Origin of the sequence: Streptomyces sp. NPDC050560 (genome assembly GCF_044457285.1) — a bacterium.
Lineage (GTDB): Bacteria > Actinomycetota > Actinomycetes > Streptomycetales > Streptomycetaceae > Streptomyces.
This window is the reverse complement of the sequence record NZ_JBITGT010000007.1, coordinates 306,650-323,816: the sequence shown is the minus strand read 5'-3', so window position 1 is coordinate 323,816 and position 17,167 is coordinate 306,650. Positions and strand designations below refer to the sequence as shown.

Here is a 17,167-nt window from a genome sequence, read left to right as displayed (position 1 = left end):
GGCCCAACCGCTCAAAGCGTCCCCAGCTTCACGATCACCAGCAGTGCCGCCAGTTGGATCGTCGCCGAGCCGAGGGCCTTCGGCCACGGCAGGTCGTGGGAGCGGCTGACCATCATCGTGAGCAGGGCGCCCGCCGCGGCCCACGTCACCCAGCCGAGCAGCCGTACGAAGCTCTGGTCGCCGCCGAGGAACATCGCCACCACGAGGCGCGGTGCGTCCGTCAGGGACATGATCAGCATGGAGAGGCCGACGGTGGGCTGCCAGGCGCCGTCGCCGCCGAGCTGGCGGGCCAGGCTGTGGGTGACCACGCCGAGGATGAACGCGCTCAGGGTGATCGCCACCGCCGTGATCAGCACGATCGGGATCGCCGACGACAGCGTGGCGTTGATCGCGTCGTCGCGGGCGCCGTCGAAGCCGAACACCGCGAGCAGCCCGTAGAGGAAGGTCACGATGAGCGCGGGCGCCCAGAGGGCGTAGTCCCGCATCTGAAGGAAGGTGGGGGCGGGGCGCAGCACGATGCCGGTCAGCAGGTCGCGCCAGGGGAGGCGGGGGCCGACAGGGGGCGCGGACGCCTGGCCGGCCCGGTAGGTCTCGCCCTGGCTGTACGGGTCCTCGCCGATGCTGAACTGGCGGGTGTGGCCGGGGTTGTCGGCCGCGTACGGGTCGGGCCCGCCGTGCGGCGCGGAGTAGCCGCCGTCGCCGAAGTACTCGGGCTCGCCGTGGTCGGGGCCGCCCGGCCACTGGCCATGGCCGCCGGGGCCCTGGGCCTGCGGCCCGCCGTACCCGTAGCCGCCGCCGTGCGGGGCGCCGTGTCCATGACCGCCGGGGCCGCTCGCATGGGGCCCCTGGGGGTACGTCGGCGCTCCCGGGCCCGCGCCGTAGGGCGGTCCTGGGTTGCCTGCGGGCGGCTGCTGGGCGTACGGGGCTCCGCCACCGCCGTGCGGGGGCTGCTGCTGCCCGTACTGCTGCTGCCGCGGGTTTCCTCGCGCGGTGCCGTTGTCCCGGCCGCGTCCGTTCCTGAATCCAGCCACGTAACCGAACGTACCCGCTTCGGCGGATCGAGGTGCCGGGGCCAGGGGAACGGGGGGTCCATTGCGGCCGAGCTGTGACATCCCCTAAGGGGTCCCCGACGGGGTGGCGCCACTGGTGGGAGGGGGGTTGGCCCCACCCCCACCGGCGCACCCGGACACGCGGGCGCGCGCCCGGGCGCGCACAAGGTGACGTACACCGGCGCGTACCGGTCGAGGCGCGCGGGCGCGCACCACCCGGCCCGCGCGGGCGCGTTACTCCACCGGCTCGGGCTCCGGCTCGCGGTCGGCCTCCGAGGCGCCGGCCGGGGGCGGTTCAGGGGCGGTTTTCACGGAGTCGAGGAGGAGCTGGGCGACGTCGACGACGCGGAGGTCGTCGCGGGCGGCGCCGTCGTTCTTCTTGCCGTTGACGGAGTCGGTGAGCATGACGAGGCAGAAGGGGCAGGCGGTGGAGACGATGTCGGGGTTGAGGGACAGGGCCTCGTCGACGCGCTCGTTGTTGATGCGCTTGCCGATCCGCTCCTCCATCCACATCCGCGCGCCGCCCGCGCCGCAGCAGAAGCCGCGCTCCTTGTGGCGGTGCATCTCCTCGTTCCTGAGGCCCGGGACCTTGGCGATGATGTCGCGCGGGGGTGTGTAGACCTTGTTGTGGCGGCCGAGGTAGCACGGGTCGTGGTACGTGATCAGGCCCTCGACGGGCGTGACGGGGACGAGTTTTCCCTCGTCGACGAGGTGCTGGAGAAGCTGGGTGTGGTGGATGACCTCGTAGTCGCCGCCGAGTTGGGGGTACTCGTTGGCGAGGGTGTTGAAGCAGTGCGGGCAGGTCGCGACGATCTTCTTCGACGCCCGCGGCCTGCGGGTGTCCGCCTCGTCGGGGTCCTCGCCAAAGGCCGTGTTGAGGTTCGCGACGTTCTCCGCGCCCAGCTCCTGGAAGAGGGGCTCGTTGCCGAGGCGGCGGGCGGAGTCGCCGGTGCACTTCTCGTCGCCGCCCATGATGGCGAACTTGACACCGGCGATGTGGAGCAGCTCGGCGAACGCCTTGGTGGTGGCCTTGGCGCGGTCTTCGAGGGCGCCCGCGCAGCCGACCCAGTAGAGGTAGTCGACCTCGGTCAGGTCCTCGACGCCCTTGCCGACGACGGGGACCTCGAAGTCCACCTCCTTGGTCCACTCAAGGCGCTGCTTCTTGGCCAGGCCCCAGGGATTGCCGCGCTTCTCCAGGTTCTTGAGCATGGTGCCCGCCTCGGAGGGGAACGCGCTCTCGATCATCACCTGGTAGCGGCGCATGTCGACGATGTGGTCGACGTGCTCGATGTCGACGGGGCACTGTTCGACGCAGGCGCCGCAGGTGGTGCAGGACCACAGGACGTCGGGGTCGATGACGCCGCCCTCGTCCAGGGTGCCGACGAGCGGGCGCCCGGCCTCGGCGAGGGCCGCCGCCGGTACGTCCTTGAGCTGGTCGGCGGTGGCCTGCTCCTCGCCTTCGGCGTCCTTCCCGCCGCCCGCAAGCAGGTACGGCGCCTTGGCGTGGCCGTGGTCGCGCAGGGACATGACCAGCAGCTTGGGGGAGAGCGGCTTGCCGGTGTTCCAGGCGGGGCACTGCGACTGGCAGCGGCCGCACTCGGTGCAGGTGGAGAAGTCGAGCAGGCCCTTCCAGGAGAAGTGCTCGATCTGGCTGACGCCGTAGACGTCGTCCTCGCCCGGGTCCTCGAAGTCGATGGGTCGGCCCGCCGAGGTCATGGGCTGGAGCGGGCCGAGCGCGGTGGCGCCGTCGGCGTTCCGCTTGAACCAGATGTTGGGGAAGGCGAGGAAGCGGTGCCAGGCGACGCCCATGTCGGTCTTGAGCCCGACGGTGATCATCCAGATGAAGGACGTCCCGATCTTGATCATCGCGGTCAGGTAGACCATGTTCTGGAGGGTGCCGGTGCTCGCGCCCCGGAAGGCGGCGACCAGCGGGTACGAGATCAGATACGAGGCTTCGTAGCCGTCGACGTGGTGCAGGGCGCCTTCGAGGCCGCGCAGGGTGAGGATGCACAGGCCGATGATCAGGATGACGGCCTCGACGAAGTACGCCTGGCCGAGGTTCGAGCCGGAGAAGCGCGACTTGCGGCCCGCGCGGCCCGGGAGGGAGAGCTGGCGGATCGCGATCAGGGTGAGGATGCCGAGGGTGGTGAGGATGCCGATCAGCTCGACGAAGACCTCGTACGGCGGCCAGGTGCCGATCACCGGCAGCGCCCAGTCGGCGGCGAAGAGCTGGCCGAAGGCGTTGACGAGGGTGAGGACGAGGGTGAAGAAGCCGACCGCGACGAACCAGTGCGCCACGCCGATGACGCCCCAGCGCAGCATCCGGGTGTGGCCGAGGAACTCCCTGATGACCGTGACGGTGCGCGGCCATGGGGCGTCGGTCCTGGTGCCGCCCGGCACGTCCTGGCCGAGGCGCACGTACCGGTAGATCTCTGCGATGGCCCTGGCGAACAGGGCCACGCCTACCACGGCGAGAACCAACGACACGATGATCGCGGCGAGTTGCATGGAGGCTCCTCGAACCTGCGCGGGCGGGGCGGTTGCTGTGCGGTGCTCTGTCCTGGCGGCCGTCAGGGGCGGCCGTCCGGCTCGATACTACTAAGCGGTAACTTATGGCATACGTTCGAGATTACCTGAGTCGTCGCGCGGCAGCGTAGTCAGTGCGCCGGTGATCTGTGTCGCGTGGCTGGTGGCGGGGCCGCTCGGCGGGCGGGGCGTCTGCTGGTACGGGCAGGGTGTCGGTTGTACGAAGTGTGGGCTGTACGGGGGAGGGTGCGGGGGCGGGCTTGTGCCGCGCCAGATCCTCGGTGAGTGTTCCCGGGAGGGGCGGCGTCGGGGCGGGCGGTGGGGCCTGAGCGTCCTGCGGGGGCGAGTCCCCGGCGCGTGGACTCGCCGTCGGCCCGCTTTGGTGATCATGCCCGCCTCATGACTGGAAAGGCGTTCAGTATGACGCTGTCTCATTCCGACCTTGCCGACGTCGATTTAGGCCACCTCGGAAGTGCGGTGGCCGACTGGAAAACCATGGTGGGTCACCTCAAGACCTTGGCCCATGAGGCCAAGCTCGGAATGCAAGCCAAGTCGGAAAATGCGCGCTGGGCCGGCGTCAATGCCACAGTGACGCGGGGGTTTGTTCAAAAGACCGCCAAGGAGGTCGACGATCTCCACGCGGAGGCGCAGAGCATTTACACAGTGCTCGACGACGCGTACCGCCAACTGCTTCAGCTTCAGAAGCAGATCGTCCAACTGCTGGAGGACGCCGATTCAAAGGGATACGTGGTGGCGGATACGGGCGAGGGGTCGGTGACGCTCACCGTCCGAACATACGCGGGGGAACCCGTCAATGAGTCTTCCGAGACGAAGGAGGATCTCAACAGCCATCGGGAGAGAATAAACGCATGTCTGTCACGGGCTGCCGAGGTGGACCAGGTGGTGACCTGGGCGCTGGGCCGCATACACGGCAATGACGATCACAATCCCGGGCACCACACATACGACTCCCTTGCCGACGCCACAAACGACCTGATCTCCCAGCACCCCTTCTTCGAGTTCCCTCCAGCCCAGGCAGAGGATGTCAACAGGCCGCTGTGGGGCAGCGCGGAGCCGACAGCAGGGGACCGGGAAACCTTCATGCTCGCCGCCACGGGCGCGCTCCCGTACATGGCCATGAAAAAGCACAAAATCGCTGCCGACCTGCTGGAACACTGGTTGGACAACGGTGGTGAGCCGGTCGAGGTGAGTCCCACGAAGATGATGACGGACCTGGACTCTTTCAAGGCGAATGTGGGGAACGAGATAAAACCGGGAAAATTTGACAGCGGCTGGAAATCGTCCAGCGTGGCGGCCGGAATGGGAGTGCCGGCATACCGGCATGGCGAAGCGGAGCAGGATTGGTATTATGCGCTGAATGGGTATCAGTACAGGGTGAGAGGGGAGACGGTGGAGCGCCATGGCAAGCTGACCGGGGAAGTGACCGTGGATGTGTATAAACGCTACAACTGGGGCAACCCGGCCGGCGGAAAGGGGCGTGGTGACATAGGCTGGGGGCCTGTGTCGGTGCGGCAGAATGATATGGCTCGTCTGAACACCACGGGCCTGGCGCAGGATTACGACGTCATTGGCCATGAGACTCTTCATGTGGGGTAAGCGTCGGCTGCGTGTCGGTATGGCTGGGCCTGGCGCCGTTGTGGCCCTGTTCCTCATGGCGTCGATGGCCGGGTGCTCGGGTGGTGACTTTGCGCATCAGTTTCATGGGGTGGAGGTTGATGTTCCTCTCGATGAAGCCTTGAAGACTCATCAGGTCTCCTTGCCGGAAAAATCGCGTGACATACATTATTCGGCCAACAGCAAGCTGGAAGGCTATCCGTTTCTCCTCACCTTCGAGATCCCTTGCCGGGTGCGGGACGAATTCCTCGGTTCGAATCATCTGCGTGTCTCCACAGAGGACAGGCTGAAAGGGTCCAGCGCTGCCATGGAGGCGTCGCGTGAAGGGCTGCCGCCTGGTTCCCGTACCGCGTGGTTCCGTCGGGCAGGGGCGGATGGGCGGTCGGAATTCGAGGCCATTGTGGCGTCCGACGGTGCGGGGTCTGCGTGCCAGGTGTGGGCCAACTCTATGCGTGAGGACCCGAGCTAGCAGTGGGACACAGACAAGCAGAACGCCCCTTCCGCGATCTTGGAAGGGGCGTATGTGCTGCTCGGTGAGGAGTGGCTGGGGCCGGGGTCGAACCGGCGACCTTCCGCTTTTCAGGCGGACGCTCGTACCAACTGAGCTACCCAGCCATGCGGTGTGCCTGGGGCAACCGCAGCGGTCCTGACGGGATTTGAACCCGCGGCCTCCACCTTGACAGGGTGGCGAGCACTCCAAACTGCTCCACAGGACCAAGCTTCGCGCGGGACACAGTCTTGCACATTCCCCGACCCGTCCCCAACGTGGTTTCGCCGGGAGGAAGTGGTGTGCTCGGTGTGGTCCTCCGGGTCCTTTCAGGGCCCGATGTCGCTCGATGAGCGTATCAGAGTGCGGGGGCGGCGCCCGCCGCCGTGTGCGCCGCTCAGGGGCGGTGCCCCGGGGGCATCGGGGCGGCCGGAGGGCCGCCCGCGTCGCGTTCCAGGATGAGGTCGGCGGCCGTGGCGATGTCGGGGGCCACGATGTCGGGCCGGGGGCCGAGAGGGCTCGGGACCGCGCCGGGGCGGCCGACGAAGGCGGCGTGGCAGCCGGCCGCGAGGGCGCCCGAGACGTCCCAGGTGTGGGCCGCGACGAGGCGTATGCCCCCTGGTGTGACGCCGCAGACCCTGGCGACCTCGTGGTACGGCTCGGGCGCGGGCTTGAGACGGCGCACGGTGTCGGCGGAGACGACGTGCTCGAAGAGGCCGAGGAGTCCGGCGTGGGCGAGTTGGGCGTGCGCGGTCGTCGCCACCGAGTTGGTGAGCGCCACCAGGCGCAGCGGGCTCCCGGCGAGCCGGGCCAGCGCCCGCGGTACGTCCGGGTGCGGGGGCAGCCGCTCCATCAGCGCCACGGTGTCCGTCACCTGCCGCTCGGTGAGGGCGACGCGCTCGCGTTCGGCGAGCATCCGCAGGGCGGCCCGCTGGGCGGTGGTGAAGTCCACGTAGGAGCCGGTGAGGCCGCCGACGAAGGAGAGTTGCAGCATCGTGCCGAACCACTGGGTGCGCATGCCGGGGGCGCCGAAGAGGCGTTGGAAGGGCTCGTCCAGCGCCCGCAGGTCGAGCAGGGTCTCGTTGACGTCGAACGCGATCACTTCCGGCATGGAGTCTTCCGTCCTTCGGTCGTCCCCTGGTCGTCCCCGGTCTTCCGGGCGCCTTCGGCGGTACGGGGCGGTCCCGGGGGTTACGGGGTCTGTCAGCGGGTGAGTGGTGGCCGGGGGCGGTGGTCTTACCGGTTGGCGTGCCTCCCGTCGCCGCCTTCGTCGCCGTCGCCGTCGCCGTTCTCTGCGTTCCTGCCGGGGGCGGTGGCGGGGGCGGCGGTCACCGCTTCCAGGAGGTCGTCGAAGTCCTCCGCGCAGGGGCCGCAGGCCCGCAGATGCGCGGCCATGCCCGGGTAGCGGGATTCGGGGTCGCTGCCCGCGAGCGTGAGGTCGGCGTAGACGTGCAGGATCTCCATGGCCCGCTCGCAGCCGACGTCGCGGGGGTCGGTGGCGAGGAACGCGTCGAGGCTGAGCGGACGGTTCATGGCTGCCTCCCCGGCGCCGGGTCCAGGTATCCGTCGGCGACGAGCCGCGCCCGCAGTTTGCGGCGCGCGTCGAACATGGTCTTGTAGACGGCGTTGCGGTTGGTGCCGAGCCGGGCGACGAGCGCGTCGAGCGGTACGCCGTCGAGCACCAGGGCGGCGAAGATCCGGCGCTGGTGCGGGGTGAGCTCCGTCTCGACCGCCCTGCGGACGCCCGCCGCCAGCTCGCCGGCCGCCGTCGTCTCGTGGGGCTCGTCGCCCAGCAGGCCGGGGAGCCGGTCCCAGTCCTCGCCGTCGAGCGGCACATGGCCGCGGCGCCAGAAGTGCCGGCCCAGCTTGCCGGACAGCTCGAAGATCACGAACTTGTACGCCCAGGTGGTGAAGCGGCTCTCGCCGCGGAACTCGCGGACCTTGCGCACCACGCTCATCAGGGCGTCGGCGGCGGCCTGGTGGGCGAGGTCGTCCAGTTCGGGGCCGGTGATCCGGTACCGGGGGCCTCTGCGGCGCGCGGTGCCGAGCGCGACGCGCAGCAGCAGCGCGTGCAGCCGCTCGCACGCCTCCTCGTAGCCGGGCCCCTCGGAGGTGAGGGAGCGCACCCAGGCGGCGGACTCGCCGTCCAGGCCGCCGGGTGGGGGCGGAGGACCGTTCGGGGCGGCCCGGGTGTTCGGCGCCTGGTCCGCCTCCTTGCTCGCCACTCGCCCGGTCACCCCGCCGGGGCTGTCGGACGCCGTGGAGTCCACGCGGCTCATGCCGCCAGCGTACGCGCGGCGCCGTGGGGCCCGCGGGCGCCGTCCTGGGCCGGTGGCGGGCGGGAGGTAAGACGGACGGCCCTGGCGGCACTGACTGGGGTGTGTGCCCGCCGGACCGCGGCGGGCATGGGTGACGGGGGGCCACCCGTCACCGACGCGGCGAAGGAGAACCCCATGACCGTACTCAAGCCCGGTGACGACTTCCCCCGGCTCACGCTGAACGTGGTGGGTGGCGGGCCGTTGACCGTGCCCGACGCGCTCGCGGGCCACTACGGCGTGGTCCTCTTCTACCGGGGCTCCTGGTGCCCGTACTGCAAGGCGCAGCTACGGGCCTTCGAGCGTGCCCGGGACAGCCTCGCCGGGGTGGAGGCGAAGGTGGTCGCGCTCTCGGTCGACGACGAGCCGACCACGAGGGAGCTGGTCGACTCGCTGCGGCTCACCTTCCCGGTCGGCCACGGTGCCGACGCCCACGCCGTCGCCTCGGCCACCGGCGCCTTCGTCAACCCGGACCCCGTGCACCTCCAGTCCACCGGCTTCGTGCTCGACCCCGGGGGGAGGGTGCTGGTCAGCGTCTACTCCAGCGGGGCCATCGGGAGGCTCGTACCCGAGGACGTGGTCGGGATGATCAAGTACGTACGGGAGCACGCGGCGGCCGAGGGCTGACCGGAACGGGGGCGCGGCGCCCAGGCGCCCTCCGGCGCCCGCCCCGGCGCGTCCCCGCACCCCGCGCCTCCCTGCCCGGGGCCCACGCTCCCCACATCCCACGCTCCCCGCCCCCCTCCCCCGCCACCCCGCCCGCGAGCGGCATTGTCCCGGCCCCGCGGGGTCAGGATGGGGGGATGGACACGAACATGGACATCGAGGCGCTGCGTGGTGAGACGCCGGGCTGTGCCAACCGGCTGCACCTGAACAACGCCGGGGCCGGGCTGCTGAGCCGCCGTACGCTCTCCGCGGTGGTCGGGCACCTGGAACTGGAGGCGGCCATCGGGGGTTACGAGGCGGCGGACCGCAAGCGGCCCGAGATCGACGCGGTGTACGCGGGCCTGGCCAGGCTGCTCGGCGGCAGCCCGGACGAGATCGCCCTGTTCGACAACGCCACCCACGCCTGGAACGCCGCCTTCTACTCGCTGCCGTTCGCGCCCGGGGACCGGATTCTCACCGGCCGGGCCGAGTACGGCAGCAATGTCCTCGCCTACCTCCAGATCGCCCGCCGTACCGGCGCCGAGGTGGTGGTGGTCCCCAACGACGAGCACGGGCAGCTCGACACCGCGGAGCTGGCGCGGCTGATCGACGAGCGGACCCGGCTCGTCGGGGTCAGCCACGTGCCGACGAGCGGCGGCCTGGTGAACCCGGTCGCGGAGGTCGGCAGGATCACCCGGGCCGCGGGGGTGCCGTTCCTGCTCGACGCGACGCAGTCGGTCGGGCAGTTCCCCGTGGACGTGGCGGAGATCGGCGCCGACATGGTCAGCGGCACGGGGCGGAAGTTCCTGCGGGGGCCGCGCGGCACCGGGTTTTTGTGGGTGCGCGAGGCGCTGCTGCCGGCACTGGAGCCGAACGTCGTCGAGATCGAGTCGGGCGTCTGGGACGGCGCCCTGGGGTTCTCCTGGGCGCCGGGCGCGCGCAGGTTCGCCACCTGGGAGATGAGCTACGCGAACGTGCTGGGCCTCGGCGCCGCGGTCGACCAGGCGCTCTCGCTCGGCATGCCGGCCGTGGGGGAGCGGGCGCTGGCCCTCGGCGGATATCTGCGCGAGCGGCTGTCGGCGCTGCCCGGGGTCACGACGTACGACCTGGGCCGTGAGCGGTGCGCCATCGTCACGGCGAAGGCGGACTCGGTGGCGTCGGAGCGGATCGCCGAGGTGCTGCGGGCGGGCGGCGTCAACGTGACGACGACCGTGCCAGGCCACACCCAGTTCGACACGGTGGACCGCGGGGTGCATCCGCTGGTCAGGCTGTCGCCGCACTACTACAACACGGAGGAGGAACTGGACACGGCCGTCCGCCTGTTCGCCACGGCAGCGGCGGCTTGATCGGCGGCCTCCCCGCCCGCCCACGCTCCGACGCCAAGCGATGACACAGAGTGTCATCGACTGCTAACGTTCCGACGCCACGGCATGTCATCACGAACGCGCTGAGGAGACTGACGATGGGTTCCGAGGAACATGCCCCCGACCGCACGGTTCTTGTGACGGGCGCCACAGGCTACGTGGGAGGCTGGGTCGTCGCACGGCTGCTGGCTCGCGGGTATCGAGTTCGCGCCACCGTCCGCGATCTCGGCCGCGGGGAACGGCTCACCGGCTCCATAGCCGAGCACGCCCCGGTGGACGCGCTCACCCTCGTCGCGGCCGACCTGCTGAAGGAGGACGGGTGGGGCGCGGCCTTCGACGGGGTCGACGACCTGGTCCATGTCGCGTCGCCGGTGGCGAACGACACCACCCAGGACATCGTCGACACCGCGCGCACCGGCGTCCGCCATGTGTTCACGGCCGCGGAGAAGGCCGGGGTGGAACGGATCGTCATGACCTCGTCGCTGGCCGCCGCCACGACCGGGCACGGCGACCGGGTCGTCGACGGCGAGACCTGGGCGAACCCCTCCGACAGCGTCGGCGACACCTACGCGCGCTCGAAGACGCTCTCCGAGCGCGACGCCTGGCGGAGGGAGGCCGCGGGCCGCTGGTCCCTCGCGACGATCCTGCCGGGGCTCGTCATGGGTCCGGCGGTGGAGGCCGATGCCGTCGGCTCCTCGGCGGAGCTTGTCAGGCTGATGCTCCTCGGCAAGATGCCCGCGCTCCCGAACCTCGGCGGGCTGATCGTCGACGTACGGGACATCGCGGACCTGCATGTCGACGCCCTCGCCGAGCCCGGTGCCGCTGGGCAGCGGCTGATCGCCGGGGGCGACTTCCTCTGGCTGCGTGACATCGCGCTGCTGCTGCGCGAGCGGCTCGGCGACGAGGCGTCGAAGGTGCGTACCCGCCGGATGCCCGACGCGCTCGTGCGGCTCGCCGGGCGCTTCAACCCGGCGATGGCGTTCATGGCCGCCAGCATCGGCCGGCGGCCCCGCGTCGACGCCTCCAGGGTGGAAGAGTTGCTGGGCTGGCGGACCCGGGCCGTGGAGGAGACGCTTCTCGACACCGCACGCGCCATACTCGCCGCGCGGTGACCCCGCACCACCCCGGGACCCCGCCCGGCGCCACCCGGCGCCACCCGGCGCCGCATGGCGCCGCATGGCATCACATGGCATCACGTGGCACCGCTTGGCGCTGATCCGGCGTCGCGTGGCGCCATGTGGTGCCATTACGGCTTTACGAGGGGGCGTGGGAAGGCTTGGCGTCATGGATGTGCGGGGTGGTGTCCCCGGGTTTCCGCAGGTCAAGGGTGATCTGGGGATACGTGGCCCCGGTGCGGTGTCATAATGGGTTGCACGTGGCGCCATAGTGGTGCCATGATGGCGTTATGGACCTCACCCCGTATGTCGACACCCTCCGCCGGGAACTCGCGGTGGCCGCCGAGGCCGGGGGCGACGAAGCCCGCGAGCTGGCCGAGCGGCTCACCGCTCCGCTGGAGTCGGCGACCCGGCTGACCATGCTCGGTGTGCTCTCCGCCGCGATGGACGAGATCACCCGCGAGCTGGCCCCCGGCTCCGTCGACGTACGGCTGCGCGGCCTCGACCCCGACTTCGTCGTGACACCGCCGCCCGGCGAAGGCGACCGCGGCGGGCTTCCGGCGCCCGTCGAGGCGGCAGAACCGCCCGCCGCCCAGGCCCCCGCCGACGCCGACGAGGGCGGCACCGCCCGCGTCAACCTCCGGCTGCCCGCCCACCTCAAGGCGCGCGCCGAGGAGGCCGCGAGCCGCGAGGGCCTCTCGGTCAACGCCTGGCTGGTACGCGCCGTGTCGTCCGTGGTCGATGGCGGCAGCCGCCCGCGCACGACGGAGAAGTCCCGCTCCGTAGGACAGAGCTTCACGGGCTGGGTGCGCTAGCCCGCACCACCCGCACCACTCCACCCGCCGCACTCCACCCACGCCACGCCACTCCACCCACACCACGTCCCACCTGCGAGGACGCCCCAGAGACCCATGAGGACGGTACGGTCATGCCTTCTTTCGACACCCCCGAAGCGATCATGGTCACGGCGCGTGTCGCCGCGGGCTCGTTGCAGTTCACCGCGGACGACCGCGCCGACACCGTCGTCGAGGTGCTGCCCCGCGACCCGAAGAAGGACGCGGACGTGCGGACCGCCGAGCAGACCGAGGTCGGCTTCGCCGGTGGCGTCCTGACCATCGGGACCCCCAAGTCGGCGCTGTTCTGGCGCACCGGCGTCGTCGACGTGACCGTGGCGCTGCCCACCGGCTCGGGGATCGACGTCACCGGCTCCTGGACCCAGGTGCTCGGCGAGGGGCGGCTCGGCGAGGTCCGCGTCAAGACCTCCACGGGCGACGTACGGCTCGACACCACGGGCCCGCTCCGCCTCGCCGCGTCCAACGGCTCGATCACCGTCGACGGGGTCGAGGGCGCCGCCGAGATCACCACAAGCTCGGGCAGCATGCGCGTCGGCTTCGTCGACGGCTCCGCCGTCCTGAAGAACTCGCACGGCACCACCACCGTCGGCGCCGTCACGGGAGAGCTGCGGGTGAGCGGCGCCAACGGCGACATCGACATCAGCCGCGCCGAGGGCTCGGTGACCGCCACCACCGCCCACGGCGCCCTGCGCGTGGGCGAGTTGGTCCGCGGCACCGCCGAGCTGCAAACCGCCTATGGCGCCATCGAGATCGGGGTACGCGAGGGCACCGCCGCCTGGCTCGACGCCAGTTCGGGCGCCGGGCAGGTGCGCAACACCCTCGCCACCGCCGAGACGCCGGGGAAGGCCGAGGAGACTGTACGGGTACGCGCCCGCACCCGCTTCGGCAACATCGACGTCCGCCGCGCCCGAGCCTGACCCCCCGCCCCGGGGGCCATCCAACCCGCACCACCACCCCACGCCCTCCGGGGCCACCCACCTCCGCCACCCCTCCGCGCGGCCTCCCCCGCACACACCCACCCAGCCCCCCGACCGGGAGACCCACATGCCTTCCCCTGTCATGTCCACATCCAAAAACGCGCCCCCCGCCGTCTCCGCCGTCGGACTGCGCAAGGCGTACGGCGACAAGAGCGTGCTCGACGGCATCGACCTGCGTATCCCCGCCGGGTCCGTGTTCGCGCTGCTCGGGCCGAACGGCGCGGGCAAGACCACCACCGTGCAGATCCTCTCCACACTGATCCCCGCCGACGGCGGCCGGGCGCAGGTCGCGGGGCACGACATCGCCGCGGCGCCCGACGGGGTGCGCGCCGCGATCGGTGTCACGGGCCAGTTCTCCGCCGTGGACGGGCTGATCACCGGCGAGGAGAACATGCTCCTCATGGCCGACCTGCACCATCTGCCCAGGCGCGAGGGGCGGCGGGTGACCGCCGAGCTGCTGGAGCGCTTCGACCTCACCGGCGCCGCCAGGAAGCCCGCCGCCTCCTACTCGGGCGGTATGCGGCGGCGCCTCGACATCGCCATGACCCTGGTGGGCAGTCCCCGGATCATCTTCCTCGACGAGCCGACCACCGGCCTCGACCCGCGCAGCCGCCGCACCATGTGGGGGATCATCCGCCGGCTCGTCACGGGCGGTGTCACCGTGCTCCTCACCACCCAGTACCTGGACGAGGCCGACGAACTCGCCGACCGCATCGCGGTGTTGAACGACGGGCGGATCGCCGCGGAGGGCACGGCCGAGGAGTTGAAGCGGCTGGTCCCCGGCGGACACGTACGGCTGCGCTTCTCCGACCGGGCCGCGTACCGCGACGCCGCCCATGCCCTGCGCGAGGGCATCGCACCGCGGGGCCCGGACGCCGCGCACACCGTCGCCGCCCTCCACACCGGCGCCGCGGCGGAAGCCGACGACGACGAGGGGCTTGTGCTCCGTATCCCCAGCGACGGCAGCCAGCGCGAACTGCGCTCCATCCTCGACTGGTTGGACGCGGCCGGTGTCGAGGCGGACGAGCTGACCGTGCACACCCCCGACCTCGACGACGTGTTCTTCGCCCTGACCGGCGCCACCACCCCCGACCGGTCCGGGCGGGCCGGCCGGTCCGAGGAGGACAACCGATGAGCACCCCCCTGGCACCCGCGGGCCCCGCCCCGCTCGCCCCGGCCCGCCGGGGCCGCTTCGCCCTCGCCGTGCGCGACTCGGCCACCATGCTGCGCCGGAACCTGCTGCATGTGCGGCGCTACCCCTCCCTCACACTGAACCTGCTGCTCACCCCGGTGATGCTGCTCCTGCTCTTCGTCTACGTCTTCGGCGACGTGATGAGCGCCGGAATCGGCGGCGGCGGCGCCGACCGGTCCGCGTACATCGCCTATCTCGTCCCGGGCATCCTGCTGTTGACGATCGGCAGCACCACCATCGGCAGCGCGGTGTCCGTTGCGATGGACATGACCGAGGGCATCGTCGCCCGCTTCCGCACGATGGCGATCCACCGCGGTTCCGTGCTCGTCGGACACGTCGTCGGCAGCGTGCTGCAATGCGTGATGAGCATGGTCCTCGTCGGCGCCGTCGCGGTCGCCATGGGCTTCAGGTCCACCGACGCCACCGTCGTGGAGTGGCTGCTCGCGATCGGGCTGCTCGCGCTGGTCTCCCTCGCGCTCACCTGGGTCGCGGTCGGCATGGGCCTGTCGAGCCCGAACGCGGAGGCGGCGAGCAACAACGCCATGCCGCTGATGGTCCTGCCGCTGCTGTCCAGCGTCTTCGTGCCGGTCGACGCGATGCCGGGGTGGTTCAGGCCGGTCGCCGAGTACCAGCCGTTCACCCCGGCCATCGAGACCGTACGGGGACTGCTGCTCGGCACCCCGGTCGGCCACAACGGCTGGCTCGCCCTCGCCTGGTGCGTGGCGCTGGCCGCGCTCGGCTACGCCTGGTCCACGTCCCTGTTCAACCGCCCGCCGAAGTGACCCCCGCCCCTCCGGTCGGTCAACGCCCGCGCCCCGCCGCCCCCTCCGCGTCCGCCGTGGGGTGTGAGGGTGGCGGTGGTGCGGTGGAGGCGCGTGGTACGAGGCGGGTGGGGAGGCGGGTGCGCAGGGGGTCGGGGGTGTGGCCTTCGAGGAGGGTGAGGAGCATTTCGACGGCGCGCTGGCCCATGAGTTGGAGTGGCTGTTCGATGGTGGTGAGGGTGGGGTGGGTGGCGGTGGACTCGCTCTCCTCGTAGCGGCGCGTACGAGGGCGGGGTCGTGGGGGATGCCGGCGTCCCGCAGCGTCTCGCGGTAGCCGCGCTCGCGCTGGCGCCCGGACTCCAGGTCGCGCGGGGGGTCAGAGGATGTTCTGTCCCTGTCGGGGGGCCGATGGGCGGATTTCGCGGAGCATGGCGGTGAGTACGGGGCCGTCAGCCGAGGGCTGTTGGACGCTGATCTCCTGGTAGCCCCAGCGTTCGTACAGAGCTTTTACCTTGCCGTTTCCGCTCAGGGGGTTCACGAGGAGGGACACCTGCTCCTCCTGGCGGTGGGCCAGGAGTCCGTCGTGAATGTAGCGAGCGGTTCCGGTACCCCGCCATGGAACCCTTACCATGATCTCCTTCAGAGCCACAGTTGGACGTTCACTGCATCCTTGGGGTAGAGGGGTGGTCATTCGCCGCCACCAGCGGTCTTCTGGTTCGAGGGTATTGACGTAGGCGTAGCCAACGGGCTCGTCTTCATCGAAGCCGATGACAGCCTCCCAGCCAGGTTCCGTGCCGTGTCGCGAAAGCCGTTCCGCGTAGCGCTCCACTGAGTAGTGAGGTTGGTGGAGCTGTTCGGCACGTACCTCTGAGTAGACGTCGATTAGCGTGCTCCATACAGCCTCAATGTTGGTGGCATGGCTCAGTGCGATGCCATCAATCGTCATTACGGCTCCTCCGGTTCTCGTTTGTGTACTCGTCCCAAGTGCGGTTGTGAGAGCTGTTCCGAGCTGTAAAGCGCAGCGCGTACCCGAAGTCGCGCAACATGCTGGCCACGCGAGGATGCTGCCCGGTGGGTTCGGCGGGAATCGACATGGCGGTGGTGACAGCGGGCTCCAATTCCCCTTGTCCCAACTGGGCCAAGGCCACGCGAGCAGTCGTGATGACTCGGGTTCGATGCATTTCGGGTCGTAGCAAGGCCAAGCTACGGTGCCCGTGCGCTTCCGCGCTCTCGTAGTCACCCAAGGCGAGGTAAGCGGCTACGGCGAGGCTCTCCAGTTCGGCTTGGTCATAGAAAGCAGTCATCCAGACCGGCCGCTGCTCATCCATATTGGCTTGCTGGAGAGCATCCTGGGCGTGGCCGAGAGCCTGACGCACCGCCCTCGCATCCCCGTTCAGCCCTTGGATGGCTGCGTGCCTCGCATGGCCGAGAGACGCGAACATCGAATCGCGGCGGGCGATGGGCAGGTTTCTGGCTACATCGTTGGCAGCCAAGGCATCCGCTGGGCGAACCATGTGGCGATAGAGGCTCCCCGCATGGGACCAAATGCGAAATTGAATGGTCGAGTCACCGGACATGGCTGCCAGGCTGGATGCTCGGTCGAAATGACGTTGGGCGGCGTCGAAGCGACATCCATCGATGGCGGCCCACATAGCGCTCGACGTGAAACTGGCCGCACAACCGTAGAGAGCCCCGCGCAGGCGCTGACTCGCGGTGCCCCGTGCCTGGAGGGCGATGGCCTCTCCCGCAAGTGCGGAGGCTTGGGTCTCGATGGTGAGCTTCCCGCCGTAACGGTGGTCACTCGCGATGACCAGCGAAAACTTGGAGACAAGGCGTCGAATATCGCCAAGTCCTACGCGTGGCGGGGCTCCGTAAGCGGGAACCCTCATGGAAGTCAGAGCTGCTCCGGCCGAGGAAGTGACGAAGGAACGGCGGTGCACTGGACTCCTCGTTGATGCTGAGCCCGAGGGCTCTTCCCTTCGGGACGTGAAGCCCAACTCGTTCATCGGGCACCCGAACACCGCCTCCAACGCCGACCGTTGCCTGGGATGTGGCCAGTTCGTTTTTCCGGTCAGCCAGTTGCGTACGGTGCGGTCGCTGACCGTGCCCTCGTACCCGGCGGCACGCAGGTCGGCGTTCACCGCCTCCGCTAATTCCGCCTGCGTGAAGCCGCATTCGATCATGCGTGCCCTGAGGATTTGATTGCCCTTCACGCACATCACGGTAGCCATCCGAGGCGGTCCGGAC

16 protein-coding genes, 2 tRNA genes and 1 pseudogene are annotated in these 17,167 nt (G+C 70.3%); 9 read left to right on the top strand and 10 right to left on the bottom strand.

Translation table 11 applies throughout. The features are described from left to right. Positions 1–11: 11 nt before the first annotated feature. Positions 12–1,112 carry a Yip1 family protein gene (locus ACIBIW_RS18515; RefSeq protein ID WP_399337334.1) on the bottom strand — a complete coding sequence of 367 codons (1,101 nt, stop codon included), beginning with the start codon at positions 1,110–1,112 and terminating at the stop codon, positions 12–14. Between the two features lie 171 nt (positions 1,113–1,283). Beyond that, on the bottom strand, positions 1,284–3,557 hold the full coding sequence (locus ACIBIW_RS18510; protein ID WP_399337332.1) for a (Fe-S)-binding protein: 2,274 nt from the start codon (positions 3,555–3,557) through the stop codon (positions 1,284–1,286). 417 nt (positions 3,558–3,974) lie between these two features. Between ACIBIW_RS18510 and ACIBIW_RS18505 the strand changes: the two genes are divergently transcribed. Together ACIBIW_RS18505 and ACIBIW_RS18500 are read left to right on the top strand one after the other, a co-directional pair. After that, positions 3,975–5,192 carry a hypothetical protein gene (locus ACIBIW_RS18505; protein WP_399337330.1) on the top strand — a complete coding sequence of 406 codons (1,218 nt, stop codon included), beginning with the start codon at positions 3,975–3,977 and terminating at the stop codon, positions 5,190–5,192. Between the two features lie 40 nt (positions 5,193–5,232). Continuing rightward, positions 5,233–5,679, top strand: coding sequence for a hypothetical protein (locus tag ACIBIW_RS18500; protein ID WP_399337328.1), 447 nt, complete (start codon positions 5,233–5,235; stop codon positions 5,677–5,679). A 72-nt stretch (positions 5,680–5,751) separates the two neighbouring features. On the opposite strand, the gene ACIBIW_RS18495 is transcribed toward ACIBIW_RS18500, so the two are convergent. The 5 genes from ACIBIW_RS18495 to ACIBIW_RS18475 all read right to left on the bottom strand — a co-directional run bounded on the left by ACIBIW_RS18495 (position 5,752) and on the right by ACIBIW_RS18475 (position 7,976). After that, positions 5,752–5,825: transfer RNA gene (locus ACIBIW_RS18495), tRNA-Phe, on the bottom strand. Between the two features lie 26 nt (positions 5,826–5,851). Beyond that, a tRNA-Asp gene (locus tag ACIBIW_RS18490) sits at positions 5,852–5,926 on the bottom strand. Positions 5,927–6,094: 168 nt separating this feature from the next. After that, complete coding sequence (locus ACIBIW_RS18485; protein WP_399337326.1) at positions 6,095–6,808, bottom strand: haloacid dehalogenase type II; 714 nt, start codon at positions 6,806–6,808, stop codon at positions 6,095–6,097. 125 nt (positions 6,809–6,933) lie between these two features. Then, the gene (locus tag ACIBIW_RS18480; RefSeq protein WP_399337324.1) at positions 6,934–7,230 is read right to left on the bottom strand and encodes a hypothetical protein; all 297 of its coding nucleotides are present in this window, start codon (positions 7,228–7,230) and stop codon (positions 6,934–6,936) included. Next, positions 7,227–7,976, bottom strand: a complete 750-nt coding sequence (locus tag ACIBIW_RS18475; RefSeq protein ID WP_399337322.1) for a sigma-70 family RNA polymerase sigma factor — start codon at positions 7,974–7,976, stop codon at positions 7,227–7,229. Before ACIBIW_RS18475 ends, ACIBIW_RS18480 begins: the two co-directional genes overlap by 4 nt. Before the next feature lie 174 nt (positions 7,977–8,150). Between ACIBIW_RS18475 and ACIBIW_RS18470 the strand changes: the two genes are divergently transcribed. From ACIBIW_RS18470 to ACIBIW_RS18440, 7 genes are all read left to right on the top strand, one after another. Continuing rightward, the gene (locus tag ACIBIW_RS18470) at positions 8,151–8,639 is read left to right on the top strand and encodes a peroxiredoxin family protein (RefSeq protein ID WP_399337320.1); all 489 of its coding nucleotides are present in this window, start codon (positions 8,151–8,153) and stop codon (positions 8,637–8,639) included. Between the two features lie 176 nt (positions 8,640–8,815). Next, positions 8,816–10,003: an aminotransferase class V-fold PLP-dependent enzyme gene (locus ACIBIW_RS18465; protein ID WP_399337319.1), complete on the top strand. Its 1,188-nt coding sequence runs from the start codon at positions 8,816–8,818 to the stop codon at positions 10,001–10,003. A gap of 116 nt (positions 10,004–10,119) precedes the next feature. Next, the gene (locus tag ACIBIW_RS18460) at positions 10,120–11,133 is read left to right on the top strand and encodes an NAD-dependent epimerase/dehydratase family protein (protein ID WP_399337317.1); all 1,014 of its coding nucleotides are present in this window, start codon (positions 10,120–10,122) and stop codon (positions 11,131–11,133) included. Between the two features lie 293 nt (positions 11,134–11,426). Then, the gene (locus ACIBIW_RS18455; RefSeq protein ID WP_399337315.1) at positions 11,427–11,951 is read left to right on the top strand and encodes a toxin-antitoxin system HicB family antitoxin; all 525 of its coding nucleotides are present in this window, start codon (positions 11,427–11,429) and stop codon (positions 11,949–11,951) included. 113 nt (positions 11,952–12,064) lie between these two features. Next, entirely contained in the window at positions 12,065–12,907 is an 843-nt protein-coding gene (locus tag ACIBIW_RS18450; RefSeq protein WP_399337313.1) for a DUF4097 family beta strand repeat-containing protein, read from the top strand. Between the two features lie 127 nt (positions 12,908–13,034). Continuing rightward, on the top strand, positions 13,035–14,102 hold the full coding sequence (locus ACIBIW_RS18445; RefSeq protein WP_399337310.1) for an ATP-binding cassette domain-containing protein: 1,068 nt from the start codon (positions 13,035–13,037) through the stop codon (positions 14,100–14,102). 86 nt (positions 14,103–14,188) lie between these two features. After that, positions 14,189–14,941 carry an ABC transporter permease gene (locus ACIBIW_RS18440; RefSeq protein WP_399337617.1) on the top strand — a complete coding sequence of 251 codons (753 nt, stop codon included), beginning with the start codon at positions 14,189–14,191 and terminating at the stop codon, positions 14,939–14,941. 19 nt (positions 14,942–14,960) lie between these two features. On the opposite strand, the pseudogene ACIBIW_RS18435 reads toward ACIBIW_RS18440, so the two are convergent. The 3 genes and pseudogenes from ACIBIW_RS18435 to ACIBIW_RS18425 form a co-directional block, all read right to left on the bottom strand. Then, positions 14,961–15,170: pseudogene (locus ACIBIW_RS18435) on the bottom strand (substrate-binding domain-containing protein); the annotation flags it as partial. Positions 15,171–15,296: 126 nt separating this feature from the next. Beyond that, the gene (locus ACIBIW_RS18430) at positions 15,297–15,866 is read right to left on the bottom strand and encodes a GNAT family N-acetyltransferase (protein ID WP_399337307.1); all 570 of its coding nucleotides are present in this window, start codon (positions 15,864–15,866) and stop codon (positions 15,297–15,299) included. Further along, positions 15,856–17,139: a helix-turn-helix transcriptional regulator gene (locus ACIBIW_RS18425; RefSeq protein ID WP_399337615.1), complete on the bottom strand. Its 1,284-nt coding sequence runs from the start codon at positions 17,137–17,139 to the stop codon at positions 15,856–15,858. Before ACIBIW_RS18425 ends, ACIBIW_RS18430 begins: the two co-directional genes overlap by 11 nt. Between the last annotated feature and the right edge of the window lie 28 nt (positions 17,140–17,167).